24 protein-coding genes, 8 tRNA genes and 1 rRNA gene are annotated in these 26,357 nt (G+C 36.4%); all 33 read right to left on the bottom strand.

Going from position 1 to position 26,357, the window contains the following annotated elements; all coding sequences use genetic code 11:
• Window positions 1-119 precede the first annotated feature (119 nt).
• A tRNA-Ala gene (locus CD155_RS12135) sits at window positions 120-195 on the bottom strand.
• Between the two features lie 18 nt (window positions 196-213).
• Window positions 214-287 (bottom strand) — tRNA-Pro (locus tag CD155_RS12130).
• 30 nt (window positions 288-317) lie between these two features.
• Window positions 318-391: transfer RNA gene (locus tag CD155_RS12125), tRNA-Arg, on the bottom strand.
• A 10-nt stretch (window positions 392-401) separates the two neighbouring features.
• A tRNA-Leu gene (locus tag CD155_RS12120) sits at window positions 402-490 on the bottom strand.
• Window positions 491-497: 7 nt separating this feature from the next.
• Window positions 498-572 (bottom strand) — tRNA-Gly (locus tag CD155_RS12115).
• 18 nt (window positions 573-590) lie between these two features.
• Window positions 591-663, bottom strand: a tRNA-Lys gene (locus CD155_RS12110).
• Between the two features lie 6 nt (window positions 664-669).
• A tRNA-Thr gene (locus tag CD155_RS12105) sits at window positions 670-745 on the bottom strand.
• A gap of 5 nt (window positions 746-750) precedes the next feature.
• Window positions 751-826: transfer RNA gene (locus tag CD155_RS12100), tRNA-Val, on the bottom strand.
• Between the two features lie 13 nt (window positions 827-839).
• A 5S ribosomal RNA gene (gene rrf, locus CD155_RS12095) occupies window positions 840-954 on the bottom strand.
• 522 nt (window positions 955-1,476) lie between these two features.
• Window positions 1,477-2,964 carry a lysine--tRNA ligase gene (gene lysS / locus CD155_RS12090; protein ID WP_103213435.1) on the bottom strand — a complete coding sequence of 496 codons (1,488 nt, stop codon included), beginning with the start codon at window positions 2,962-2,964 and terminating at the stop codon, window positions 1,477-1,479.
• A 13-nt stretch (window positions 2,965-2,977) separates the two neighbouring features.
• On the bottom strand, window positions 2,978-3,217 hold the full coding sequence (locus tag CD155_RS12085; RefSeq protein ID WP_002445680.1) for a tRNA-dihydrouridine synthase: 240 nt from the start codon (window positions 3,215-3,217) through the stop codon (window positions 2,978-2,980).
• Window positions 3,214-3,693, bottom strand: coding sequence for a 2-amino-4-hydroxy-6-hydroxymethyldihydropteridine diphosphokinase (gene folK, locus CD155_RS12080; protein WP_002445681.1), 480 nt, complete (start codon window positions 3,691-3,693; stop codon window positions 3,214-3,216). The genes CD155_RS12085 and folK overlap by 4 nt, the downstream gene beginning before the upstream one ends.
• Complete coding sequence (gene folB / locus CD155_RS12075; RefSeq protein WP_037541880.1) at window positions 3,694-4,059, bottom strand: dihydroneopterin aldolase; 366 nt, start codon at window positions 4,057-4,059, stop codon at window positions 3,694-3,696.
• On the bottom strand, window positions 4,037-4,840 hold the full coding sequence (folP, locus tag CD155_RS12070) for a dihydropteroate synthase (protein WP_103213434.1): 804 nt from the start codon (window positions 4,838-4,840) through the stop codon (window positions 4,037-4,039). The genes folB and folP overlap by 23 nt, the downstream gene beginning before the upstream one ends.
• A gap of 309 nt (window positions 4,841-5,149) precedes the next feature.
• On the bottom strand, window positions 5,150-6,082 hold the full coding sequence (gene cysK, locus CD155_RS12065) for a cysteine synthase A (RefSeq protein ID WP_002445685.1): 933 nt from the start codon (window positions 6,080-6,082) through the stop codon (window positions 5,150-5,152).
• Between the two features lie 320 nt (window positions 6,083-6,402).
• Window positions 6,403-7,284 carry an Hsp33 family molecular chaperone HslO gene (hslO, locus tag CD155_RS12060; RefSeq protein ID WP_002445686.1) on the bottom strand — a complete coding sequence of 294 codons (882 nt, stop codon included), beginning with the start codon at window positions 7,282-7,284 and terminating at the stop codon, window positions 6,403-6,405.
• Between the two features lie 301 nt (window positions 7,285-7,585).
• Entirely contained in the window at window positions 7,586-9,715 is a 2,130-nt protein-coding gene (ftsH, locus tag CD155_RS12055) for an ATP-dependent zinc metalloprotease FtsH (protein ID WP_103213433.1), read from the bottom strand.
• A 299-nt stretch (window positions 9,716-10,014) separates the two neighbouring features.
• Complete coding sequence (hpt, locus tag CD155_RS12050; RefSeq protein ID WP_002445689.1) at window positions 10,015-10,554, bottom strand: hypoxanthine phosphoribosyltransferase; 540 nt, start codon at window positions 10,552-10,554, stop codon at window positions 10,015-10,017.
• A 2-nt stretch (window positions 10,555-10,556) separates the two neighbouring features.
• Window positions 10,557-11,855: a tRNA lysidine(34) synthetase TilS gene (gene tilS, locus CD155_RS12045; protein ID WP_103213432.1), complete on the bottom strand. Its 1,299-nt coding sequence runs from the start codon at window positions 11,853-11,855 to the stop codon at window positions 10,557-10,559.
• A 205-nt stretch (window positions 11,856-12,060) separates the two neighbouring features.
• Window positions 12,061-12,465 (bottom strand): S1 domain-containing RNA-binding protein, encoded by a 405-nt coding sequence (locus CD155_RS12040; RefSeq protein ID WP_002445691.1) that lies wholly within the window; start codon window positions 12,463-12,465, stop codon window positions 12,061-12,063.
• A gap of 96 nt (window positions 12,466-12,561) precedes the next feature.
• A complete protein-coding gene (gene divIC / locus CD155_RS12035; protein WP_002445692.1) occupies window positions 12,562-12,963 on the bottom strand; it encodes a cell division protein DivIC in 402 nt (133 codons plus the stop codon).
• A gap of 23 nt (window positions 12,964-12,986) precedes the next feature.
• Window positions 12,987-13,250: an RNA-binding S4 domain-containing protein gene (locus CD155_RS12030; protein ID WP_002445693.1), complete on the bottom strand. Its 264-nt coding sequence runs from the start codon at window positions 13,248-13,250 to the stop codon at window positions 12,987-12,989.
• Window positions 13,247-14,437: a MazG nucleotide pyrophosphohydrolase domain-containing protein gene (locus tag CD155_RS12025; RefSeq protein WP_103213431.1), complete on the bottom strand. Its 1,191-nt coding sequence runs from the start codon at window positions 14,435-14,437 to the stop codon at window positions 13,247-13,249. The genes CD155_RS12030 and CD155_RS12025 overlap by 4 nt, the downstream gene beginning before the upstream one ends.
• The gene (locus CD155_RS12020; protein ID WP_103213430.1) at window positions 14,434-15,975 is read right to left on the bottom strand and encodes a polysaccharide biosynthesis protein; all 1,542 of its coding nucleotides are present in this window, start codon (window positions 15,973-15,975) and stop codon (window positions 14,434-14,436) included. Before CD155_RS12020 ends, CD155_RS12025 begins: the two co-directional genes overlap by 4 nt.
• Window positions 15,965-19,465, bottom strand: coding sequence for a transcription-repair coupling factor (gene mfd / locus CD155_RS12015; protein WP_172605877.1), 3,501 nt, complete (start codon window positions 19,463-19,465; stop codon window positions 15,965-15,967). The genes CD155_RS12020 and mfd overlap by 11 nt, the downstream gene beginning before the upstream one ends.
• Window positions 19,466-19,470: 5 nt before the next feature.
• Window positions 19,471-20,043: an aminoacyl-tRNA hydrolase gene (gene pth / locus CD155_RS12010; RefSeq protein ID WP_002445698.1), complete on the bottom strand. Its 573-nt coding sequence runs from the start codon at window positions 20,041-20,043 to the stop codon at window positions 19,471-19,473.
• A gap of 246 nt (window positions 20,044-20,289) precedes the next feature.
• Window positions 20,290-20,946, bottom strand: coding sequence for a 50S ribosomal protein L25/general stress protein Ctc (locus CD155_RS12005; RefSeq protein WP_002445699.1), 657 nt, complete (start codon window positions 20,944-20,946; stop codon window positions 20,290-20,292).
• A gap of 172 nt (window positions 20,947-21,118) precedes the next feature.
• Window positions 21,119-22,084 carry a ribose-phosphate diphosphokinase gene (locus CD155_RS12000; RefSeq protein ID WP_002445700.1) on the bottom strand — a complete coding sequence of 322 codons (966 nt, stop codon included), beginning with the start codon at window positions 22,082-22,084 and terminating at the stop codon, window positions 21,119-21,121.
• 147 nt (window positions 22,085-22,231) lie between these two features.
• Entirely contained in the window at window positions 22,232-23,587 is a 1,356-nt protein-coding gene (gene glmU / locus CD155_RS11995) for a bifunctional UDP-N-acetylglucosamine diphosphorylase/glucosamine-1-phosphate N-acetyltransferase GlmU (RefSeq protein ID WP_103213428.1), read from the bottom strand.
• Window positions 23,588-23,812: 225 nt separating this feature from the next.
• Complete coding sequence (gene spoVG / locus CD155_RS11990) at window positions 23,813-24,127, bottom strand: septation regulator SpoVG (RefSeq protein WP_002445702.1); 315 nt, start codon at window positions 24,125-24,127, stop codon at window positions 23,813-23,815.
• A gap of 63 nt (window positions 24,128-24,190) precedes the next feature.
• A complete protein-coding gene (locus CD155_RS11985) occupies window positions 24,191-24,571 on the bottom strand; it encodes a RidA family protein (RefSeq protein ID WP_002445703.1) in 381 nt (126 codons plus the stop codon).
• 18 nt (window positions 24,572-24,589) lie between these two features.
• Window positions 24,590-25,414 carry a pur operon repressor gene (gene purR / locus CD155_RS11980; RefSeq protein WP_002445704.1) on the bottom strand — a complete coding sequence of 275 codons (825 nt, stop codon included), beginning with the start codon at window positions 25,412-25,414 and terminating at the stop codon, window positions 24,590-24,592.
• A 14-nt stretch (window positions 25,415-25,428) separates the two neighbouring features.
• The gene (gene ispE / locus CD155_RS11975) at window positions 25,429-26,277 is read right to left on the bottom strand and encodes a 4-(cytidine 5'-diphospho)-2-C-methyl-D-erythritol kinase (protein WP_070830399.1); all 849 of its coding nucleotides are present in this window, start codon (window positions 26,275-26,277) and stop codon (window positions 25,429-25,431) included.
• Window positions 26,278-26,357: the final 80 nt, after the last annotated feature.

Raw genomic sequence — 26,357 nt, 5'->3', positions numbered from 1 at the left:
TGATTAGCTCATAAATACTAAATAGTTTGTAACTTTCGTTACTGTTTGTTTGGAATTAACGTTGACATATTGTCATTCAGTTTTCAATGTTCATCTACATATTAAGAGTAAAATATAAATGGTGGAGACTAGCGGGATCGAACCGCTGACCTCCTGCGTGCAAAGCAGGCGCTCTCCCAGCTGAGCTAAGCCCCCAAAGTATTTAGAAAGAAGTCGGGAAGACAGGATTCGAACCTGCGACCCCTTGGTCCCAAACCAAGTGCTCTACCAAGCTGAGCTACTTCCCGTATGTAGTTAAATAATCAATAATAAAATAGCGCGCCCGATAGGAGTCGAACCCATAACCTCTTGATCCGTAGTCAAACGCTCTATCCAGTTGAGCTACGGGCGCTTTATTAAGATGGTGCCGAGGACCGGAATCGAACCGGTACGGTGATCTCTCACCGCAGGATTTTAAGTCCTGTGCGTCTGCCAGTTCCGCCACCCCGGCAAAATAATGGAGCGGAAGACGGGATTCGAACCCGCGACCCCCACCTTGGCAAGGTGGTGTTCTACCACTGAACTACTTCCGCATATTAATAAAATCGTAATGAGCCATAGAGGATTCGAACCTCTGACCCTCTGATTAAAAGTCAGATGCTCTACCAACTGAGCTAATGGCTCAAAAGATGGTGCCGGCCAGAGGACTTGAACCCCCAACCTACTGATTACAAGTCAGTTGCTCTACCAATTGAGCTAGGCCGGCTATCATGGTGGAGAATGACGGGTTCGAACCGCCGACCCTCTGCTTGTAAGGCAGATGCTCTCCCAGCTGAGCTAATTCTCCGATTTATAATATTGCCTGGCAACGTCCTACTCTAGCGGAACGTAAGTCCGACTACCATCGGCGCTAAGGAGCTTAACTTCTGTGTTCGGCATGGGAACAGGTGTGACCTCCTTGCCATTGTCACCAGACAAAATTAACTTACTTTATTAATAATACACACTTTTTAAAGTCTTTGCAACGGTCAATTTTACACTCCGTTAAAATTCCGTTTACATTTTCGTAACAAGTGCGCTCGTTTTTGACGACTTTTATATGTTACTTCATTCAGACAAACAAGTCAACACTTTTATAAACATTTTTAAAAAATAATGTCGAAAAGTTCTTTATATAACTTGCTTCTTTTCACTCGTAATATTCTATCACATGATATCAGCTAAATCTATATCAATATTTTCAATTTTATACTGCATTTGTATATTTTATTGTGAAAATAACCAGTCTTTTCAACAAAGATAAGTCAATAACTAACCAATCGAAACGAAACAACTCTTTCGACCTAGTAACAATTACCTACAACATATGACTTGAATATGTATTTTCACTTCATCTATTTCCTTAACCACCTCTATTAATTAGGTCGACTTTCATAATAAAAAAACACTGATCACATAAATGCGACCAGTGCTGTATATAACATAATGTTAGACTTATTATTTCTGTCTCATATATGGGAATAATAATACGTCTCTGATTGATGGTGAATCTGTAAGTAGCATGACTAGACGATCAATACCGATACCTAAACCGCCTGTTGGAGGCATACCATATTCTAGCGCTTCAATGTAATCTTCATCCATTTCATGCGCTTCATCATTACCCTGCTCTTTCTCAACAAGTTGTGCTTCGAAACGTTCACGTTGATCGATTGGGTCATTAAGTTCAGTAAAGGCATTCGCGTGTTCTCTACCTACAATAAACAATTCAAAACGATCAGTAAATCTTGGATCTTCTGGGTTCTTTTTAGCTAAAGGAGAGATCTCAATTGGATGACCATAAATGAATGTTGGTTGAATTAATGTTTCTTCAACATTTTGTTCGAAAAATTCATTTAAAATATGACCATATTTCATGTTTTCAGTAATTTCAATACCGTGTTCCTTAGCAAGTGCAACCGCTTCTTCGTCTGATTGAACATCATAGAAGTTCACTCCAGTTGCTTCTTTAACTGCATCTACAATGTGAAGTCTTCTCCAAGAAGATTCTAAATCGATTTCTTCACCATTATATTGAACTTTAGCTGAACCGAAAACTTCTTGAGCAATGTGTCTGACCATACTTTCAGTTAAATCCATAATATCATGATAATCAGCATACGCTTCGTATAATTCAATCATTGTAAATTCCGGATTATGACGAGTAGAAACGCCTTCGTTACGGAATACGCGTCCGATTTCATAAACTTTTTCTAAACCACCAACAATTAAACGTTTCAAGTGTAATTCAATGGCAATACGCATATATAACGTAGCATCTAATGCATTATGGTGTGTAACGAATGGGCGTGCTGCAGCACCACCAGCGATTTGATGCATCATAGGTGTTTCAACTTCTAAGAAACCTTGTTTATTTAAATAATTACGCATTTCTTGAATGATTTTACTACGATTAATGAATGTACGTGTACTGTCTTCATTTGTAATTAAATCTAAGTAACGTTGACGATATCTTTGCTCAATATCTTGTAAGCCATGGAACTTATCTGGTAAAGGACGTAATGATTTAGATAATAATGTAAACGACTTAGCTTTAACTGATATTTCTCCAGTATTCGTCTTAAACATGACACCTTCAATACCTACGATGTCACCTAAGTCAGCGATTTTCCAAATATCAAATTGTTCTTCTCCAACTTGATCTTTTCTTACATATATTTGAATTTGTCCTGATAGATCTTGAATATGAGCAAATCCAGCTTTACCTTTACCACGTTTTGTCATTAAACGACCTGCAATTGCAACGTGACTTTCGTCTTCTTTTTCATGTAATTCTTCTTTTGAGTATTGATCCCATTGCGCTTTCAGTTCACTAGAAGTCGCACTACGATCGAAACGATGTCCGAACGGATCAATTCCTAAATCAATTAATTCTTGTAGTTTTTGACGACGGACCTGCATTTGGTCATTCATTTCTTCTGACATAACTTTCTCTCCTTTAAGCTTCTTGTATTTCTATAGATTGTTCCATGCGTTCTTGTTGGGAATTTTGTAAAACATCTCTTATTTCAGGTTCGATTTCAGCTTCGTTTAGAGCTTCAGTTGTTTGACCGTTACCTTTGACACCCTTAAGATACCATGAAGCATGATTTCTCATTTCCATAACGCCAATCTTCTCACCTTTTAATTCTACAAGACGGCGCAAATGTAATAAAGCAATTTCTACTTTATCTCTCATTTCTTATACTTCTTAACTGTATCGTCTGCCGTTACTAAATTTCCAATAGTTTGATTGGAACGAGGTTCGATTTGATTTGAGGCAATATCATTCAAAGGTATAAGTACAAACGAACGTTCATTCATTCTCGGATGTGGTACCGTTAAATTTTCTTCTTCAATAATTTGATTGCCATATAATAATATGTCTACATCTAGAGTTCTTGGCCCCCAACGTACGACTCTCACACGATGTAATTGTTGCTCGGTCTCTAAGCAACATGACAAGAGTTCGCGAGGTGCCAATGTCGTTTCTATTTCAACACATAAATTTAAAAAGTTAGGTTGCTCAGTATATCCCACCGGTTCAGTTTCATAAATATCGGAGACTTGAGTCACTTTAATACCTTCAAAGTTATTCAGAATCTTTATCGCTTCATCGAGTTGAGCTTCACGTTCTCCAATGTTACTCCCTAAACCTAAAAAAGCTTTAACCATTTAGCAATTCTCCCTCACTATTTCAATTCCAACGCCGTCATAATGGCCTGGGATGGGTGGGTTTTCTTTAGTAATTCTAACTTTCGTTTCCATTACACGATTATAGTGTGAATTTATACGTTTTGCAATACGTTCAGCCAGATGTTCAATTAACTTAGAAGGCTCACCTTCAACGATAGTCTTCACATCTTCAAACACTTCTCCATAATTCACTGTATCTTCTACATCATCTGATTGGCCTGCATCTTTCAAATCGACTTTCAAAGTAACATCTACAATGAATACTTGACCGATTTCATTTTCAGCTGGCAATACTCCATGATACCCGTAAAAACGCATACCATTAAGAAAGATTATGTCGTTCATATTCATTCTCCTTTAAGAAATCCATACTCTGAGCTAAACGGGCATTCAATTGAACGTTATGAACTCGAACAGCTTTAACACCTTTCATTATACCATAGGCAGTCGTTGCTGCTGTTGCTTCATCTCTTTCTAAAGGCGTGGTATCCGTACCAATCATTTCTTTAATGAATCTTTTTCGACTCGTCGCTAGTAATATAGGATACTCAGTCGCTACAAGCTCATCCAAACGTGCCATTACTTCATTTTCTTCTTCGCGCGTTTTCGCAAATCCAACACCTGGATCCAACCATATCTTTCCTTGAGGAATACCAGCCATTTCTGCTTTGTTAGCTTGAGCCATGAGCGACATGAGCATTTCGTCTACAACTGGGTCATCTCTATGTCCGTCTCCATTATGCATTAGGACGATTTCCGCTTCATAGTGAGCTACAACTTTAAACATTTTAGAATCATATAATCCAGCCCATTGATCATTAATGATCGAAGCACCTAATTTAAGACATGCTTCAGCGACTTCACTACGAAATGTATCTACAGAGATTTGTACGTCATATTGTGAGATTGCTTCAACAACTGGTATCACTCTCTCCATTTCTTCCTCTAATGTTACTTCTTCATGGCCTGGTCGTGTTGAAACGCCGCCTACATCGACAATATCCACGCCCTCATCCATCATCTCTTTGACGCGTTCAATCGCTTTATCAACCGAATTATATTGACCTCCATCCGAGAATGAATCAGGCGTGACGTTCAATATGCCCATAATTTTTGTTTTCGCCATTTGCTTCACCTTTTTTCTAATTTATAACTTTATTTGTAGATGTATATGTATTTTTCTTAATTTTGAAAATTAAAATACAAATACTACACGACTTACTATCAATCATATCATTCATAGCCTACGCTTTTGAGTATATTTTTCATTCATAATTAAAAATATAAAATTAAAGAACATGATATGTTTTCACAATAACAAAAAAGACGAAGATGCAGGGCCAATCAGTCTTTACAATATCAATGCTCAAAATACATCGATATCATAACAACTTAGCCAACATCTTCGTCTATATATCACTTTAATTATTTAATATTAGTCATCAAATGAATATAAAGGAGTAGATAGGTAACGTTCACCATTACTTGGTAATACTGTTACAACTGTTTTACCCTTACCTAATTCTTTTGCTTTTTGAATAGCAGCATAGATTGCAGCACCTGAAGAAATACCAGCTAAGATACCTTCTTCTTTAGCTACTCGACGAGCCATATCCATTGCAGTCTCATTACCAACTTTAATAATACTATCATAAATTTCAGTGTTGAGTGTATCAGGTACGAATCCTGCACCTAAACCTTGTAATTTATGTGGACCAGGTTCGCCACCGCTTAATACAGGAGAAGCTTCTGGTTCAATCGCCACGATTTGAACGTTAGGATATTCTTTTCTTAAAACTTTACCAACACCTGAAAGTGTACCACCAGTACCTACACCTGCTAAGAAAGCATCAATTTCTTTACCTTCAAATTGTTCTACTAATTCTGGACCAGTTGTAAGTTCATGGATTTCAGGGTTAGCAGGGTTTTCGAATTGTTGAGGTTCGAAATAGCCGTGTTCTTCTTTAAGTTCTTTCGCTTTTTTAATAGCACCTTTCATTGCTTCGGACCCTGGAGTTAATACAAGTTCTGCACCATAAGCTTTTAATAAGTTACGACGCTCTTGACTCATTGTTTCAGGCATTGTGAAGACAGCTTTATAACCTTTTGCTGCACATACAAATGCTAAACCGATACCTGTGTTACCACTTGTTGGTTCTACAATTGTGTCGCCAGGTTTAATTTTACCTTCGCGTTCGGCTTTTTCAATCATTGCTAATGCGATACGGTCTTTAACTGAGCCACCTGGATTTTGATATTCTAATTTGACATAAATATCTGCTGCGTCTTCATCAACTACGTTTCTTAATTTAACTACAGGTGTGTTACCAATAATTTGTGTAACGTTATCTACGGGTTTTTGTGCCATTAAAAACACTCCTTTTTGTTATATAATTATAAAACTTAGTTTTCCTATCGGATATAGATTTATTCTATCAGAATTTTCTAAAAAGAGAAACAGAATTGTCTTGTCCTCAATAAAAAACCTATACTTAACATATACATTAGAATTTTTCCCTACAGAAATCAAATTAAACGTAAGGAGATAACTGAACCATGAATGAAGATTAACTACTACGATACCGTCAAATTGGTGATATCGAAAACGTCAATCTTAAATTTCATGGGTTCAACTATCTCCCCTAAACATACTTTTCAGCTATTATTCAATCCCATTTAGCGCCATACTTACTTCATTGTCGCTAATAAATCTTCTAATTCGCCTTCACTATATTGATATTTATTACCACAGAAATGACAAACTGCTTCAGCACCATGATCTTCATCAATCATACTTTGTACTTCTGCTTCACCTAAGCCTTTGATCGCGTTTAAGAATTTTTCATGACTGCAATTACATTCAAATTGTGCAGGCATCGTATCTAAGATTTGAACATTATCTTCTCCTAGAACTTCATTAAGAATACCTTCAGGTGTTAATCCTTGTTCAATTAACTTAGAAACTGGTTGCATTTGATTAATTGCATTCTCTAAACGCGTCACTGTTTCATCTTTAGCCCCAGGCATAACTTGGATAATAAAACCTCCTGCAGCTTTAATTGAGTTATCAGGGTTAACTAGAACACCTAATCCAACTGAAGATGGTGTTTGTTCACTTGTAGCATAATAATAAGTAAAGTCATCTCCAAGTTCACCGGATACTATCGGACTTGCTCCTGAGAAATAGTCTTTCATTCCTACATCTTTAACCACTTGAATTGAGCCATCAGTACCTACTGCACGACTCACATCCAACTTACCTTGCGCATTAAGTGGGAAGTGTGTTTGTGGATGGTCGACATATGCACGTACGTTTCCTGTTGCGTCTGCATCTGCGATAATTCGTCCTATTGGTCCTTTGCCGTCTACTGTAACAGTTAACTTTTGATCGCCTTTTAACATTGCACCCATCATAACTGTTGCAGTCATCGTACGTCCCATTGCAGCTGATGCTGTAGGCCACGTATAGTGTCTAGTTTGTGCTTCTTGCACAGATTCTGTAGTGATTGCTGCATAGGCTCTGATTTCGCCATCATATGCCAATCCTCTTACGATATAATCATGTGTCATTTGTCATTCTCCTTTTAATTTTTAATCTATTTCATAAGTTTTATTTTTAAATTCATTACTGATTGACTATTATACATCTGTTGTTTAGTAATATGAAATGTGTTGCTCATTTTGAAAATAAACATTCGAGTAGCCCGAAATAAATTAAATAAGCCTACCTCAATATGATTAATTTTAAACAAGCATACCTTCGAAATACCTTACGTTTCTATCATTCCACACTGAATGTCATCTCACACTAAAAAAAGCCTCTTCCTACTTCAATGATTGAATGAGTAGAAAGAGACTTAATTCAACTTAACTAATGTCTGTTATCAGGATTGCTTGGATTATATGGTTTATCGATATTTGGTGATTGTTCATGTCCAGTCGCTTCTGAATCAGAATCATGGTCTGATTCGCTTCCTGAACGATCATGATCTTCTTGTTGACGTATTTCTTTATCGATTTCACGATCTTCTTTACGATCTTGTTCTTCTTCCTTATGGCCTTCTTCTAATTGTTCTTTACGAATATCGTCGTAAGATTTGCCATATTTACCATCACTATAATCTGTATCTTCATCTTTAACTACTTTTGCAGCGTCATAATCAACTTCAGGTAATTTACCTTCGTTAAATAATGAACGGATTTGTTCTGCAACTAATGTTTCTTCAGTAAGCAATGTCTTAGCAATCAGTTTAAGTTGTTCTTCATGTTCTAATAAGATTTGTTTACAACGTTCATATTGTTCTTTAACGATACGTTGAACTTCTTTATCAATTTCATAAGCAATTTGACCAGAGTAATTAGGCTCGCCTTGCATATCTTTTCCAAGGAATACTTGGCCACCGCTACTACTAGAGAATTGTAACGGTCCGAGTTTCTTACTCATACCATATTCAGTAACCATTGATCTGGCAATTTGTGTTGCACGTTCAAAGTCATTTGAAGCACCTGTTGATACTTCGCCAAAGTTGATATCTTCAGAAACACGTCCACCAAGTAAACCACAAATTTTATCTAGTAATTCTGGCTCAGTCATTAAGAAGCGATCTTGTTTCGGTAACATCATCGCGTAACCACCGGCTTGTCCACGAGGGACGATTGTTACTTTGTGCACGACTTCTGCTTCATCAAGCACCATACCAATAATAGTATGCCCTGCTTCGTGATGTGCAACAATATTACGTTCTTTCTCAGAAATAACACGAGATTTCTTAGCTGGACCTGCAATTACACGGTCTGTTGCTTCCTCAATGTCACGCATGTCAATTTTATTTTTACCTTCACGAGCAGCAATTAATGATGCTTCGTTAAGTAAGTTTTCTAAATCAGCACCAGAGAAACCAGGTGTTCTTTGAGAAATTGCCTTCAAGTCAACTGTTTCATCAAGTGGTTTGTTTCTAGCGTGTACGTGAAGAATTGCTTCACGACCTTTAACATCCGGACGTCCAACTTGAATTTGTCTATCGAAACGACCAGGACGTAATAAGGCTGGGTCCAAGATATCAGGACGGTTTGTCGCAGCAATCATGATGATGCCTTCATTTTCCCCGAAGCCGTCCATTTCAACTAACAATTGGTTAAGCGTTTGTTCACGTTCATCATGACCGCCGCCTACACCAGCGCCACGTTGACGACCTACTGCATCAATTTCATCAATGAAAATGATACATGGTGCGTTTTTCTTAGCATTTTCGAATAAATCACGAACACGGCTTGCACCAACACCAACAAACATCTCTACGAAGTCAGAACCACTGATAGAGAAGAATGGTGCGCCAGCTTCCCCTGCAACCGCACGTGCTAATAATGTTTTACCTGTACCTGGAGGTCCAACAAGTAAGACACCTTTAGGAATTCTAGATCCCATTTGTTTAAATTTCTTATTATCTTTTAAGAAATCTACAATTTCGATTAATTCTTGTTTCTCTTCATCAGCACCTGCAACATCAGAGAAACGAACGCGACGTTTATTACTGTCGTACATTTTAGCTTTAGATTTACCAAAGTTCATCATACGACCTCCGCCGCCACCACCTTGGGCTTGGCTAAGGAAGAAAATAAATAATAATGCAATGATTAATACTGGAATCAGTGTTGTTAGAATACTAACAAAGACACTTTGTTTTTCTTCTTCTTTAACTGTAAATTTCAGACCATCTTGTTTCTTAGCTGTGTCTGTAATTTTTTGTAAGTCTTTTTCATTGTTATATAAAACTGTTGATGAGTAATCGTCACCACTTTTAGTTTTACCACTTACCATATATACATTTTGTTCAGGTTGGATTTCTAAAGATTTTAAATCGCCTTTATCCAACTTATTAACAAATTGAGTGTATGTAAGTTGTTTAGGCATATTTCCATTACCATTTAAGAACGAAAATACCCCAAATATAATAACGCCTATAATTGCGATAACTAGCACATTGCGAAAAGCTTTCTGCATGCGTCATTTCCTCCTACTTCCAATAATAAAACTAACAAAAATTGTAACACAATACTTCTTAGACAGGCTAGTATTTCAACTTTCGTATTGATTCTTCAATTTTAGTCAATTCCAACTATATATTTCTTTAAATTTTGCTATCTTATTCATTTATCATGTAAAGACAAATACGACTCATTTCAAAAAGGACCTATAGCGTATAAATCGAGTCTACACTATATCTAGCGACACGCATAGTTATAATGTACGCAATACGCAAATCAATAGTGCTTGTATTCATTTAGGTTCCACCCATACATTTATTTAGAATAAACTTCAGGTTTTAACGTACCAATATACGGTAAGTTTCTATATAATTCCCCATAATCTAAGCCGTAACCAACAACAAATTCATCTGGGATTTTTTTACCAACGTATTTCGCTTCTATATCCGCTTTACGACGATTTGGTTTATCAAGTAGTGTTACAATTTCTAAAGACTTAACTTTACGTGATTGTAATAACTCAGTTATAGATTTTAATGTTGTTCCTGTTTCTAAAATATCTTCAATGATCAGTACATCTTTATTTTCAATTGATGAACCTAAATCCTTTATAATTTGAACTTCACCCGTTGATTCTGTACCTCCGTGATAACTTGAAACATCCATAAAATCGATGGATAAATGTGTATCGATACGTTTGATTAAATCTGCCATGAACATGACTGATCCTTTAAGAATACCTACACATACAAGCGGACGATTTTGATAGTCTGCTGTAATCTTTTCACCTAATTCTTTACAAATATTTTGAATGTCTTCCTCTGTTAATAAAACATCCTTTAAATCGTTATGCATTATTATTCATCTCCATTATTCGTAATCATTATTAAGTCTTTAAAACGCTCATGGACATATAAGCACCCTATAGCTATGATTTCATTAGAATTATTAACCACTACAGGTATACGCTCTCGTTCATCAGCGATAATTTTTTGATCTATGAACAAACGACTTACTTTTTTATGCCCTTTTTTACCGTTAAGTTTAAACACATCACCATGACGTCTCACTCGAATTTTTAGAGGGTATGACGTCTCAGGTAAGTGTTGATTAATATCAATTTTATAGCCATTGAATCGATATGTACCTGGCTGTTCTATCGTAATACTTGTTATGCTATTTTCTCTGTCTACTGATTTAGCCATTATTATTAATGTATCATATGCAATTTGAATTATCCATTTTTCTGTAACATCTATATTAAATTGAGATTTGTTATTTTGAAATTGTTGAAACCATTCATCGTATGTTTTTTGAGGTATTGCAAAGTGAAGTTTCAAATTTTCAAATAGTTGATCCATTACTATTGTTTTAACATTTGAATTGAGTGTATTAAAGGCTTCTCTTGAAAATGAATAGCCCATCTCGTCTTTATTTTCAAATACGAAGTGAGAGATAAAATGTTGCGCATATTCATTTAATAACTGTAATTCATTGTCATGCCAGTCCTTTAACTTCAACAAATGATGTGTATCGAGAAATGGATTGCGATTGATTGTCGGAAGGATTCGCTGTCTAATATCATTCCGCACATATTTCGTGTCTTTATTGGAATCATCTTCAAAGTAAGGAATAGTGTTCGAATGTTGGTAAGCTAAAATGTCCTCTTTTGATACTTCTAATAAAGGACGACAAACACGATAATGTTTATAATTTGATATGAGTGACATACCTAAAGCACTACGAGTAGAGCGACCACTTAGTAAACGATAAAAAATCGTTTCAAGCTGATCATCAAGATGGTGTGCTGTTAACAAGGTATCAGCATCGATTTTTTGAATGATTTCACCAAACCAATCATACCGGCGTTGCCTTGCTTCATGCTGAATACTATTACCCTTTTCTACTATTTGAGATAAATCGAGATGTTTCACATATAATTCAATATGATGCGCTCTGCAATAATCTTTTAGAAACTGTTCTTCTTCAACGGATTGATGACGCAAACCGTGATTCACATGAACACAAGTTAGTTTGCGATATGTATTATGATAATCATGCAACAAACTATGTAATAAAGACATGCTATCAACCCCTGTTGAAACAGCAACCAATAAGTGTGCATCTTTAGACCATCCTTCTGTGTTAAGCTCCATTATCTCACCTCACTTCGAAAATAAAATAGGAGTGGGCGAGAATTCAAAAGAGTTATATTTGAATTCGTCGTCCCACCCCGTAAGAGTGATACATGTGTTCAATCACCGACCAACATCTCTCTTTGATGGCCACCACATTTTGTTCTTATCCACCATTATTCATTCAATTAAATATGGCTCGATGTATGTCTAAATCTATTTTATATTAACGTCTTGAACCTTTACCGCCACGACGTGACTCTGTTTGACGTTTGATTGAAGTTAATTTATCTTCACTATCCTTTAGGAAGTTACTTAATTTCTTCTCAAAGTCTTCAGTTTTTTGAACTGGCTTTCCATGATTAGATTTATTATTATGGTGAGGTTTACGAGGACGATCTTTAGCTTTTTTAATCGATAGACTAATTTTACCGTCATCAGCGATTGATAATACCTTTACTTCAACTTCGTCACCAACTGATAAGTGGTCTTCAACATTTTCAACGTAATTGTCAGCAACCTCACTGATATGTACTAAACCACTTTTTCCTTCAGGTAATTCTACAAATGCACCAAATTTTTTGATACCTGTAACTTTACCTTTAAGCTTGTTTCCTACTTCGATTGACATTTTCTAAATAAATCCTCCTGGTTAGATTCGATTTTATTCTTATTATATTCCTGTTCGCGTAATTTAACAATGCTATAATCAGATTATTTTATCATCCTAGTTATCGTCATCATCGGATGATTTAGATTTAGAGGATTTATTGTCACCTGGTAATCTAAATATAACTTCGCCCTTATTACTTAAATAATAGTCATCTCGAGCTACTTTTTCGATATAATCCTTATCATTTAAGTTATTTAATTTCTCTTTTAGAGCAATTTCCTCATCTTGTTGTTTTTGGAATTGGGCTTCTTTATGTTTTCTTTCAACCGCATCTTGATCGTTACTATGCTTTTGAATGACAAGCAACACGATTAAAATCAGTATAGCTGCTAAAAGTATGCCACCAAATACAGCAATACGTTTACGTACGACACGCATTTTCATTTTTTGACGCTGCTTTTTCTTATTTTCTTGTGAGGTATACTGATTGCCTATATTCTCTACTTTATTACTCATTGCTTGTCACCTCCTTGTACATTTCACGCTTCATTAATGCGTTCTTCTTTAATTAATTCATACATGCCTTTGGCGTTTTCTTTTGTAGCATGTTCATTTAAACCCGTAACTTTAACAGTAACTAACTTCTGGCCAAAGCGAATGACGAGTTCATCATTTTCTTTAACATCGGTTCCTGCTTTCGCTACATTTCCGTTTACAGTTACACGACCTTGATCGCTAATTTCTTTAGCTAACGTACGTCGTTTAACAAGTCGTGAAACCTTTAAATATTTATCTAATCTCATGATTGATTCTCCCCTTGTTGTAAAAAATTTCTGAGGGCGTCTTCGTCAAAGTGTTTATTTTTGGTTTCATCATACAACTTCAAGAAATGCTCTGCAAATACTTTCTCGAATTTCACACGAGGCTTTTTACCTTCTTTATCTTTCGCTGCAGACCAAATCTCTTTTAAGTCTTCCACAGAATCAGCTTGTGCTTCTCCAAATATATGAGGATGACGACGTATCATCTTGGCATTAAGGCTTTCAATGACTTCTTTGATATCCATATAACCTTCTTTTTTGCCAATACTTGTGTGGAGTAAGACTTGTAGTAAGATGTCACCTAACTCTTCTATCATATGCCAATCATCTTCATTGTCAATCGCTTCGAATAATTCAAACGTTTCTTCTAACAAATACCGTTTAAGTGTTTCATGCGTTTGAATTTTATCCCAAGGACAACCTTTCTCGTCATCTACAAGTAAATCAATTATTTGTACCGCAAAGTCAAAGTCTTGATAAAATGCTTTATCATCGTTCACTTTAGGAATGTATAAACTTGTAAGATTGTTGAATTCATTTTCATGATGATCAATTTCATAAAGTGGGCATGTAATTACTTGAGAACCACCACTATGCACACCTGTCACAATCTTCACTTCCCAATCGTCAGGGTAGCGTTCCATCAACGTTAACTTCAGATCAGCCGCCACCATTGCACTATACACTTGTGTAATCATCGTATGTGTGCGTATATTCAGCATTGACTCTTCTAAAGCTGTGCCATCTAACAACGTAAAGCCATCGTTAGGGTCCACATTTACCGCTTCAAAGATATCATCGATAAAGCTTTTACCACCCAAAGTTTCTACATTAATATCATCATGCGATTGACTATATTCGAGCAACTTTGCCGTCGTCGTCTCAGCCACGCGAGGATGACCCGGAACCGCATAAACAATATCTTCGAATTGTGCACGTTGTATCAATTCATTCACAATCGTTTCGTACACTTCTTCGAAAGTTGCATTATCCTCATAAATATCATCAAAACTTTCGAAGTGAAGTTCTTTCTTCAGTTCTTCGACCACGGGGTGATCTAAAGTTCTCGCATAGATTTTGGGTTTATTTTTTAAAAAGCGATAAATGCCTAGCGGTAAATCATCAATACTGTAATTACCTAAACCAACAATTGTAATAGTGTGACTCATGAACGTCTTCCTTTCTTAAAATGATAAAGTTTATCTCCAAAAGGTAAATATTTCAACTCTTTATAGCTTAATACATCAAACATCATGATATATATAATCAGAATGCCAATTCCTACGAAAGCACCGATGAATAATTCAATCAATCCCATCATTCGTCCGTGACTCGGAATCAAGAACATTACCGCTTGCACAGCTACACTCATAACAACCATGCCACCTACTAATTTAATAATAAACGAGCGCATCTGACTAAAACGATAATACTTCAATACTTCTATTTGTAACACACCCACAAATATAAATAGCGATAGCACGGTACTTAAACTGGCACCCAAAATACCAAATTGACTGATGCATATAACATTTAAAATAGCTTTAGACATCAATCCAAGTGTAATGCCAATCAATATAGGTCGTATATGATTTAACACTTGTAACAACGCAATATTCATCATAATGAGTGATACACACATTACTGTAACCATATAGACGCTTAGTGTTGCAGTGAGTGCATTGTTCTTGAAAAAGACACGATTCATCAGCGGTAGCAGATTGATTAAGCCTATTCCTGCGGCCGAACTCATCAACACGGTAATCTTAACTGATGCATTCGCATAGCGATTCTTATGAATATCATTACGATGTTGAATAGCTTCAGTGAGTAAAGGTATGAGCACGAAACTAAATGTTGTTGTGACGATTAAGCCCATTTGGATAAAGGATGCACCTCTATCATATATACCTTTATGCTGGATGGCTTCTTTAAACGAGAGCCCACTCACTTGTAACGTGTGTATGACTGTGAAACTATCGACAACTTGCCACAAGATGACGATAAGTTGGCTCAATGCATAGATTAATATAGATACGAATAATTGTCGCCAATTTACATGCACTGTGCTGTGCTTTAATTTTAAGGAAAATGGACGCGTCAGCACTAAATAAAGCATGGAACCTAAAAACCCAATAGATGAAGCCAGGATTGCTAATATCCCTGCTTGGTAAACTGACCAGCCATGAAGAGAAAATAAGACAATCGCAATAATAATTAAGCCAACCCGAATGAATTGTTCTATTACCTGGGAAATAGCTGGAATATTCATCTCTTGTTTCGTCTGGTAAAATCCACGCAACACGCCTAAGATACCAATGAATATAAAGCTAAAACTCGCCATTCTTAACATTGGCGTTAATCTGTCATCACCCATCCAAACCGCAATAGGATGTGCACAAATAAAGATGACGACAAATATGGCAAATCCAACATATTGCAAACGTAACATCACTTTCGAATAAGTCGAAATAGAGCTATTGACACCTAAAACTTGAGTGACGGCACTCGGTATCGCATTCATGGACAGAATCATACCTAATGCCACGATGGGATAGACCTGTTGATATGCATATAATCCTTGATCTCCAAGTACATTCTGATATGGCACACGATAAATGGCACTCAAAACTTTAACAATAATGAGCGCTAACGTCAGTATGATGACACCATTAAACGCTGTTTTAGGCTGTGATTTACGCTTCATCTTCAATCGCCATACTTTCTTCGATACATTTAACTAAGAATTTCAAGCTATCTAGCCACTGTTTAGATTTAGTAAGCGTCACGCGCATTGCGTTATCTTGAACGCCTACTTTCATGGCTCTACCTAGTGGTTGCGACTGTTTGAATAGTTCTTCGCCGTTAATATTTTCAGTAGCTTTTGTAGAAAGCGATACCTCAATTGTCTTGCCTTTATCTTTAATCAATGTAATACCCGCATGGAGGGCATGTACTTTAATTTCAACAATATCTAAAAGACGTTCCACCTCAACTGGATAATCATTGAAACGGTCGATAAGTTCATCTTTAACATCGAATAATTGATCTTCGGTCTCAACTTTACGCAATTTTTTATAAATTTCAATTTTAGCTTGTTCATTTTGTATATATTCAGCTGGCAAATAAGCGTCGAGATTCAGTTCCACTTCTACTTCTGGCGCATCTAGTGTTTCTTCTTTAATGCCACGCTTTTCATTAACCGCTTCTTCAAGCATTTGTGAGTACAAGTCGAAACCAACTGAATCGATAAAGCCATGCTGTTGTTTACCTAGTAAGTTTCCAGCGCCACGAATATTGAGATCTCGCATTGCGATTTTAAAGCCAGAACCAAGTTCAGTAAATTCTTTAATCGCTTGTAGACGTTCTTCAGCTGTTTCATTTAAGACCTTGTTAGCTGGATGGAGGAAGTAAGCATACCCGATTCGACTTGAACGTCCTACACGTCCTCTAAGTTGATACAGTTGACTAAGACCAAAACGGTCAGCTTCTTCGATAATCAGTGTATTGGCATTAGGAACATCCACACCTGTTTCAATAATCGTTGTTGTAACCAAGATATCATATTCATGGTTGATGAAACTAAGCATTGTCTCTTCTAAATCACGTTCAGTCATTTGACCATGCGCAACCGCAATATTAGCATCTGGCATTAGCATTTGCAGTTGTTCGCGCTTTTCATAAATAGATTGAACTTTGTTATACAAATAGAACACTTGCCCATCACGAGACAATTCACGTTCTAATGCTTCTTTAATAAAGTTAGTGTTTTGTTCTAACACATAAGTTTGGACAGGGAAGCGGTTCTCCGGTGGCGTTTCGATAACAGATAAATCACGAACGCCTAACATACTCATGTGCAAGGTTCTTGGTATAGGTGTCGCCGTTAAAGTGAGCACATCCACGTTCTTTTTGAGCGTTTTAATGCGTTCTTTGTGTCGTACACCGAATCGTTGTTCTTCATCGACAATGAGTAGACCTAAATCTTTATACTGGATATCTTTGCCGAGCAATTTATGAGTACCGACCACGATATCCACGTATCCAGATTTCAAGCCTTCTTTCGTCTCTTTAATTTCCTTCGTAGTACGGAAACGACTCACAAGCTGAATTTCAACAGGGAAGTCTTGCATACGTTCAATCAGCGTCTCATAATGCTGTTGAGCCAGAATGGTAGTAGGAACAAGAAAGACCACTTGTTTCCCTTCCATCACTGCTTTAAATGCTGCACGCACAGCAACTTCCGTCTTACCATAACCAACATCACCACATAATAAACGATCCATAGGTCGTTCACGTTCCATATCGCTCTTGATTTCTTCAATTGATTTGTCTTGGTCAGGTGTTAACTCATATGGGAAGTCATGTTCAAATGCTGATTGTTCTGCAGTGTCCTCCCCATATTTGTAACCCACCGACATTTCACGTTCTTTATAAAGGTCTATCAATTCATCTGCAATATCTTCAACACTTTGTTGAACTTTGGCTTTCGTCTTCTTCCATTCTGTGCCGCCCAATTTGTTTAATCTTGGGGATTTATCTTCAGAAGCAACATATTTTTGAACCTGGTCCATTTGATCTACAGGCACGAATAATTGGTCAGTACCTTTATACTGCAATTTAATATAATCACGATGTGTATCGCCTACTTCAAGCGTTTCAACACCTAAATAACGTCCAACCCCGTGATGTACGTGAACGATATAGTCTCCTACGTTTAAGTCTTGATAAGATTTGATCTTTTCAGCGTTCGATAGCGTTTTGGTACGCTTACGTTGTTTCTTTTGTTTTGTCTTGAAAAGTTCTCTCTCCGTAATCACCACTAATTGCATGTAAGGTAATTCAAAGCCTTCAGACAAACTACCTTCTGTAACGATGGCTTGTCCGCTATCAACCTTTTCATGGATATGAGAGACCGTCGGAATGTGCATTTCATTTAACATGGATTGAATACGTTCAACTTTCGTTTCCGTCTCCACAAGTACCATAATTGTATAGTCATTATGAATAAATCTTTGAAATTCTGAACGCATGATGTCGTATTGACCATAGAATTGCTGAACAGGTTTACATGAGAATTTAATAATATGTTCTAGCGGCACTTGCATGGAGGATGTGAATAATGTGAAATAGGCCACGGGACGCTTTTCAAGTAATGTTTCGAAACCATCATATTTCATGAAACTTTGTCCGATAAACCCATTTCCACTCTCAATTAAGTTGCCAATAAAGTCATCCACTTCTGTTGTTAATGTCTCTTCCGTTTCTTTCACACGGTTAAATTCATCTACTGCGATAATCGCATCATCTCGGAAATAATCAATAATTGTAGATGGTTGTTCATACATAAACGCAACTAAACGTCGTAATAATTGATGATCAAAGAATGTAGATTCAAATAATTTGAAACTTTCATACGTTTCTTTTAAATCATTACGCACAGATTTTTCAATTTTAGGACGTGTATGTTCGTACGCTTCTTTTAGATGTGTCTGTAAATGCTGAATAACCTCATCTGTAATGATATAGTCACTCGCAGTAGTGATTTCGACTTCTTCAATATTTTCATTAGAGCGCTGCGTTTCAACATCGAAGTCTCTAATTGAATCGACTTCTGTATCAAATAATTCTATTCTTACAGGCGTACCTATAAGTGGATAAATATCGATGATACCGCCACGTAGTGAGAATTCCCCAATATGAGAAACCACACTTTCTCTGCGATAGCCCATATTCACTAATTTGTTTAGAAATGCATCGACATCTATGTCTTCTCCTACTTTAAGCGTCATTTGATGACTCTGCCACATTTCTACAGGGGTTAACCATTTTTTGAAACCATTTAATGGCACAATAAATAACCCTTTCACGCCTTGGGCTAGCGCCGTCAATGTTCTCACACGTTCACTCATTAATTGAGGACTCTGTGTTGAGAATTCTTCAGTCATAATATCTTGTACTGGGTACTTATACACTTCAGAACCATCAACGTATTGTAAAAGGTCTGCTTCAATTTTGTCCGCTTGGTATAAATTATTCGTTACGAGTAACAATTGCTTATGATCTTTAAGATACTTTTCAGCGATAATTGTCGCTTTAGCAGAAGGGGATAATCCCGTAACTAATATGTTATCTTGACCAAAAACGTCATCTAATTCCTGAAAACGTTTATCTTCACTTATATAATCTGTAATCATTGATTTCAATTGACTTCACCATTATATTCATTCATGACATGATCAAATCGTGATGACTCAATGAAAGCTTCGACAGCTCTAGCAGAGTGCTCAATCACCTTTTCCATCGTAACCATTTCTTCTTTTGAAAAGCGTTGTAGTACATAGTCAGGAACTGACATACCGTTCGTTGGTCGTCCAACGCCAATCCGAATACGTTTAAATTGATCAGTACCAAGCATCTTGATGATTGATTTCATCCCATTATGTCCTCCTGCGCTCCCCTTCTGACGCAAACGAACTTGTCCCTGTTCTAAATCTAAATCATCATATAATACGATTAAATCTTCTGTATCTACGTTATAATAGTCCATTAATGGCGCAACTGCTTCGCCTGACAGGTTCATCATTGTCATCGGTTCAATGAATAATACTTTGTCACCGTTTAAACGTTCAATCGTATACGCGCCTTTAAACTTTTGTTTATCTAACGTAAATTGATTACGTTCTAATAGATAGTCGATCACTTCAAAGCCAATATTATGCCTTGTAAGTTCGAAACGTTTACCTATGTTGCCTAGGCCGACAATACACTTCATCTTGCTACCTCCATCGTTATTCTTAATCTATATTCATCTACGTGAGTTTTATTTTTGAAAATGAAGGAACGGCTCCTAACACGAAAGTGTCATGCCAATACGTCCTATCCTTCATCCAATTTCAAATAATTAATCATTCCTTATAATAACACAAAAAGCACCATGCTTATTAGTATAAGCACAGTGCTTGTTTGTAATTATTAATCTAAAGTCATCGTGTGATGATTGTTAGAAAACAAGTCCGAATTATTCTTCTTTGTTGTCTTCTTCAGATTCTTTGTCTTCACCAACAACTTCTGGTTCTTCAGTTGCTGATTCGCCTTCCATAGCTTCTACTTCTTCTTCAGAAGGTTCGTCTGTTGGAGGAACTACTGTTACGATAGAGTCTTCTGGGTCATTTTCGATAGTGAAGTCACCAGAAATTTTAACGTCAGCAACAGAGAAGCTATCGTTGATTTGTAACTCACTGATATCCACTTCGATTGATTCAGGGATATTTTCTGGAGTAGCTGTTACTTCTAAGTCGAATAATGGTTGTTCAACTACGCCGCCTTCTTTAGCGCCTACAGCTTCACCAACTAAGTGAACTGGTACTTCTACAGTACGTTCTTCGCTCATGTTGATTGCTAAGAAGTCAATGTGAGTGATTTGGTTCTTTAATGGGTCAAATTGGTAATCTGAAACCATTACTTTAATTGTTTTAGAACCAACGCCTAAATCGATAACACCGTTACGTCCTACTTCACGGATGACTTTGATAAATTCAACTTCATCAACTTTAACTGAAGTATTTTTAGTACCGTAACCGTATACTACTGCAGGTACTTTACCTGAGTTTCTTAATTGTTTAAGGTCAGAACGAGTTTGTTTACCTTGACGGATGATTGACTTTAATGAAGCCATTCAAATTTCCACCTTTCAAATTTTGCAGTTCGAGCAATCATCAGATTGTCTTATCTGCTCCTCACTTGCCCATCAACGTTATCGTTGCTTGCAAGTGTTTATTTGTCCGTAAATTCACGAACGAATGTATTATACACGTTGATAGTGAATACGTCAAACGCATTTGTAACCTTTAGTCAAATAATACACTTACTGATTCTCTTTCATACACACGGATAATTGCTTTTCCAATTAAACCGGCAACTGAAAGTTCTTTAGTGTTTGTAGGTTTTCTACTTTCTTCTAATTGAATTGAGTTCGTAACAATTAATTCTTTAATTGCAGAGTTTTCAATACGTTCTTTTGCTGGACCTGATAATACAGGGTGCGTACAACAAGCATAAACTTCTTTAGCACCTTTATCTTTAAGTGCTTGTGCAGCTAATGTAATTGTTCCAGCAGTATCAATAATGTCATCAATGATAATGGCTGTACGTCCTTCAATCTCACCAACAATATTCATGACTTCTGCCACATTTGGTTTAGGACGACGTTTATCAATAATTGCAATTGGAGTTTTTAAAATGTCTGCTAATTTACGTGCACGCGTTACACCACCATGGTCTGGTGAAACAACTACACACTCTTCTGGATTGATATCTGGGTCATTTTCAAAGTGTTGAGCAAGAATTGGTACACCCATTAAGTGATCGATTGGAATATCGAAGAATCCTTGAATTTGAGGTGCATGTAAATCTAACGCAATCATACGATTAGCGCCCGCAGTCTCGATAAGGTTCGCTACTAACTTAGCTGTGATTGGTTCACGGCTACGTGCCTTTCTGTCTTGACGCGCATAACCATAGTAAGGTACTACGATGTTAATATTTGCAGCTGATGCACGTTTACATGCGTCAATCATAATAAGTAACTCCATTAAATGAAGGTTTACAGGGTATGAAGTCGGTTGAATAATAAATACATCACAACCACGAATACTTTCTTCAATATTGATTTGAATTTCTCCATCACTAAAACGTTTTACTGAACATTTCCCTAGTTCAATTCCTACATGATCCGCTACTTCTTGTGCTAAGGGTTCATTTCCTTTAAGCGAAAAGATCTTCAATGATGAATTCTTATATTCATTATTTAACATTTATAGTCCTCCAATTATTTACTTACACAGTTTTATTATATAGAAAATAGAACTTTATTACTATGTTATCAGACGAATCAAAATAATTTCGATGATAAACTCATTTCCACTTTAATCATTTGATTACACGCTTTACGTTTTCGCTATTTACTTCTTCAAATAACCTTCTTTATTAACTTGTCGCGCACGCGCTAACGCTAAACTGTCTTCAGGAATGTCATCCGTAATCGTAGAACCTGCTGCAATAAGTGTATGATCACCTACTGTCACAGGTGCAATTAGATTTGTGTTACATCCTATAAATGCGTCCTTTCCTACGATAGTTTTAAATTTATTTACGCCATCGTAATTGACAGTGATTGAACCACAACCAATATTCGTACGTTCTCCAATTTCAGCATCGCCAATATAGCTTAGATGTGATACTTTCGCGCCATCTTTAAGACTTGCTTTCTTCACTTCAACAAAGTTTCCAACTTTTACATCTGCACCAAGATTTGAGCCTGGTCGCAATTGGGCAAATGGTCCTACTTTTGTTTTCTCGCCTACAATTGAGTCGTTGATGATAGATTGTTTGATGTTAGCATTCGAATGAATCGTACTATTATTAATTTCAGAGTACTGACCAATCAGTACATCTTCACCGATTGTTGTATGGCCTCCAATACGCACACCTGGTTCGATTGTTGTATCCATTCCAATTTCCACGTCTGGACCAATATATGTTGAGTTTGGATCAAGAATCGTTACGCCATTTCTCATATGGAAATCATTAATACGTTTTTGGAATGCTTTTTCAGCTTCACTCAACATCACTCGATCATTGACGCCCATAATTTCATCAAAATCATCTGTATGATAAATTTCAGCTTTACCGCCATCCTCTAAGATGAGTGATAAGACGTCAGGTAAATAATATTCTCCTTGTGCATTGTCGTTTTTCACTTGTGCTAATTTATCGAATAATACTTGGTTATCGAAGGCAAAAATGCCTGAGCTAATTTCGTTAATCTCACGTTCAGTGTCACTCGCATCTTTTTCCTCAACGATACGTTGTAGCAAATGGTTTGAATCTCTAACAATTCGACCGTAGCCATGTGGTTGGCTAGTTGAAGCTGAAAGAACAGTGACTTGTGAATTTGTACCTTCATGATGATCGATAAGAGATTGTAGTGTTTTAGATGTAATTAATGGCGTATCTCCACATACAACTAAAGTTGTTCCTTCTTTATCCGCCAAGTGTTCTTGTGCCGTCTTTACAGCATGTGCTGTTCCAAGTTGCTCTTCTTGAAAACTGTATAATGATTGTTCGCCTAAAGTTTCTTTGACACTTTCTGCGCCGTGCCCAACGATAGTTACAATATGATTAACTCCAGATTGTTTAACACTGTTGAGAACATGTTCAATCATTGATTTGCCAGCAACTTCATGTAGCACTTTATATTTTTTTGATTTCATTCTTGTGCCTTTACCTGCTGCCAAAATAATCGCATGTCTTTGCATGAATGCTAACCCTCCATAAAAATTTACACTTCATAATTATTATAATTTAACAACTAATAGACTTTCAACTTTTAAAAGTTTTTGTTAACTAATCGTTAATTTTTTATAAACATTTTTACTTTTGTAAGTATCAATGAACAATTACACGTACCATGGACAAAAAAAGGTCAACGCCCCTCTCTCGAAACGTTGACCATTTTTCATACTTTAATTTTATATTTTTATTTAAGCTTCATCTGTTTCTTCATTATCTGAATCTGAAGTCGCATTTTTATCTGGAATGACTTCGTCTGTTTCATCATATACTTTCATCACGGCATCTTGAATTTCTTGTCTCATATCAGAGTTGATAGGGTGCGCGATGTCGCGGAATTCACCATCTGGTGTACGTTTGCTTGGCATTGCGACGAATAGACCTGAGTTTCCTTCGATTACACGTAAGTCATGAATTACGAATGCCTCATCAAGTGTAATGGAAACAAGTGCTTTCATTCTGCCATCTGTTTGTATTTTTCTAAGTCTTACATCTGTCACTTTCATGTAGTGAGCCCCCCTAGTATATCTTTATATTATTAGAAGCTTGACAATATTTTTAAAAGAAAATTATAAATCCTTAACTTTACCTATCAATTCAATTTCAACCTTCACGTCTTTTGGTAAACGTGCGACTTCAACGCAGCTACGTGCTGGTTGCGTTTCGCCGAAATAGTTTCCATAGATTTCATTTATTTTTTGGAAATTATTCATATCAGAAATAAAGATTGTTGCTTTTACAACAGAATCTATATCAGAACCTGCTTCTTTTAATACCACAGTTAAGTTTTCTAAAACTTGCTTAGTTTGTTCTTGTACATCGTCACTTACAATTGTTCCATCAAGTGTTAATGGAATTTGACCTGATGTAAAAACTAAGTCATTAATGACTGTAGCATGTGAATAAGGTCCTAATGCTTCTGGTGCTTTGTTAGTGTTAATCGTTTTCATGATGTGTAATGCTCCTTTTTAAGAAAATTTAGACAAACTATTGCCTGGTTCTACTTTAAATTCCTGATTGTACTCATCAACATCTGATAATCTTACTAAGGAAGTATAATCTTCAATCAATCTTTGTTTTACTTCTTTCGATTCTACAAGTACTGATACCCCTTTTACGTGAGCTTTAAACTCGTTCATTAAATTCATAACTCCGTTAATAGAGCCTCCAGCTCTCATAAAATCATCTACTACGAGGACATTGGAATTTTCAGCTAAAGTACGTTTTGATAACACCATAGTCTCTATCTTTCTAGAAGATCCAGAAACGTAATTGATGGATACAGTAGAACCTTCAGTTACTTTATTGTCCTTTCTAATAACCACTACAGGTAAATTTAATACGTTTGCTACTGCATTAGCAAGCGATATACCTTTCGTGGCAATCGTTACAACGGCATCGAGTTGTTCATCCATATAAATACTTGCAATCAATTTACCTACTTTATTAAGTAAAGTAGGATTCCCAACTAAATCAGATAAGAATAAGTAACCGCCAGGCAATAAGCGTTCCTTTTCTTGTAAATGCGTAATGACTTCATTCACGACATCCGTCGCTTCCGCTTTACTCATCTTCGGTTTGTACGTTACGCCACCACTTGCGCCGGCAGTAGTAATAACCGTTCCCAATTCTTCCTTCTGAAAAGTATTCTTTATAATTTGTACATCTTCACTAATAGAAGATTTCGCTTGTTTGAATTTTTTTACGAAAAAAGTGAGAGGTATTAATTTATTCGGATGATTCATAAGGTATTGTGTCATAAACACGATACGTTCGCTTCTTTTATATCTCATTGTGTCAAACCTTTCTATCCTAATAATCTTACTAAATATACTTCATTACAACATCCGTTGACTGCATTAAAAATATTCTTAGCTTGTCGTTCCTTTTGCGCTAAAGCATAAACAGTTGGTCCACTCCCACTCATTAATGCACCATCTGCGCCACATTGCAACATATTATCTTTAAGTTTCTTTATTTCCGGATGCATAGATATTGAAATAGGTTCTAATCGATTAGATAAGCTTTTACATAACAGTTGATAATCATTCGTTTTTAATGCTTGTTTACACAAATCATTATACACGACATGCTGTTCATTTAAATTTAATGCTTTAAAGACATCCGGTGAGGATATTCCTAAATCCGGTTTAGCCAAAACTACCCATGCAGAAGGTGGTTTATCTAGAAAAGTCACCTTCTCACCTCGCCCAGTGCACACAGCAGTCTTATTATAAATACAAAAAGGGATATCTGTACCAATTTGAATACCTAGTGCTGATAAATCATCTAAAGACTTACCTAATCTAAATAAACGATTCATCCCTCTCATTGTAGCTGCTGCATCTGCAGAACCGCCTGCTAATCCAGCCGAAACTGGTATATCTTTATCAATGGTAATCGTAACCCCTTCTTTAATATTATAGGTCTCCACCATCAATTTAGCCGCTCTATAGGCAAGATTTTTATGATCGTTAGGAACATAATTATGTTCGATATCTACAACAATCTTTTTATCTTTACGCTTTTGAAAAGATAATCGATCGTTTAAATCGATTGTAGTCATAATCATTTCAATTTCATGGTAACCATCGTCTCTTTTAAAAAGGGTATCGAGCGTAAAATTTATTTTGGCTGGTGCCGTTTCATATATCATTTTTCCGCCCTCGCTTCGAATTGTTATTAAGATGATTTTAACATAAAGGTCTTAAATATTTGATAGATTATCTTCAATTT

The sequence above is a fragment of the Staphylococcus caprae genome (genome assembly GCF_002902725.1).
Taxonomy (GTDB): domain Bacteria; phylum Bacillota; class Bacilli; order Staphylococcales; family Staphylococcaceae; genus Staphylococcus; species Staphylococcus caprae.
Note: the sequence above shows the minus strand (reverse complement) of the source record. Positions and strands in the feature narration are given on the sequence as shown.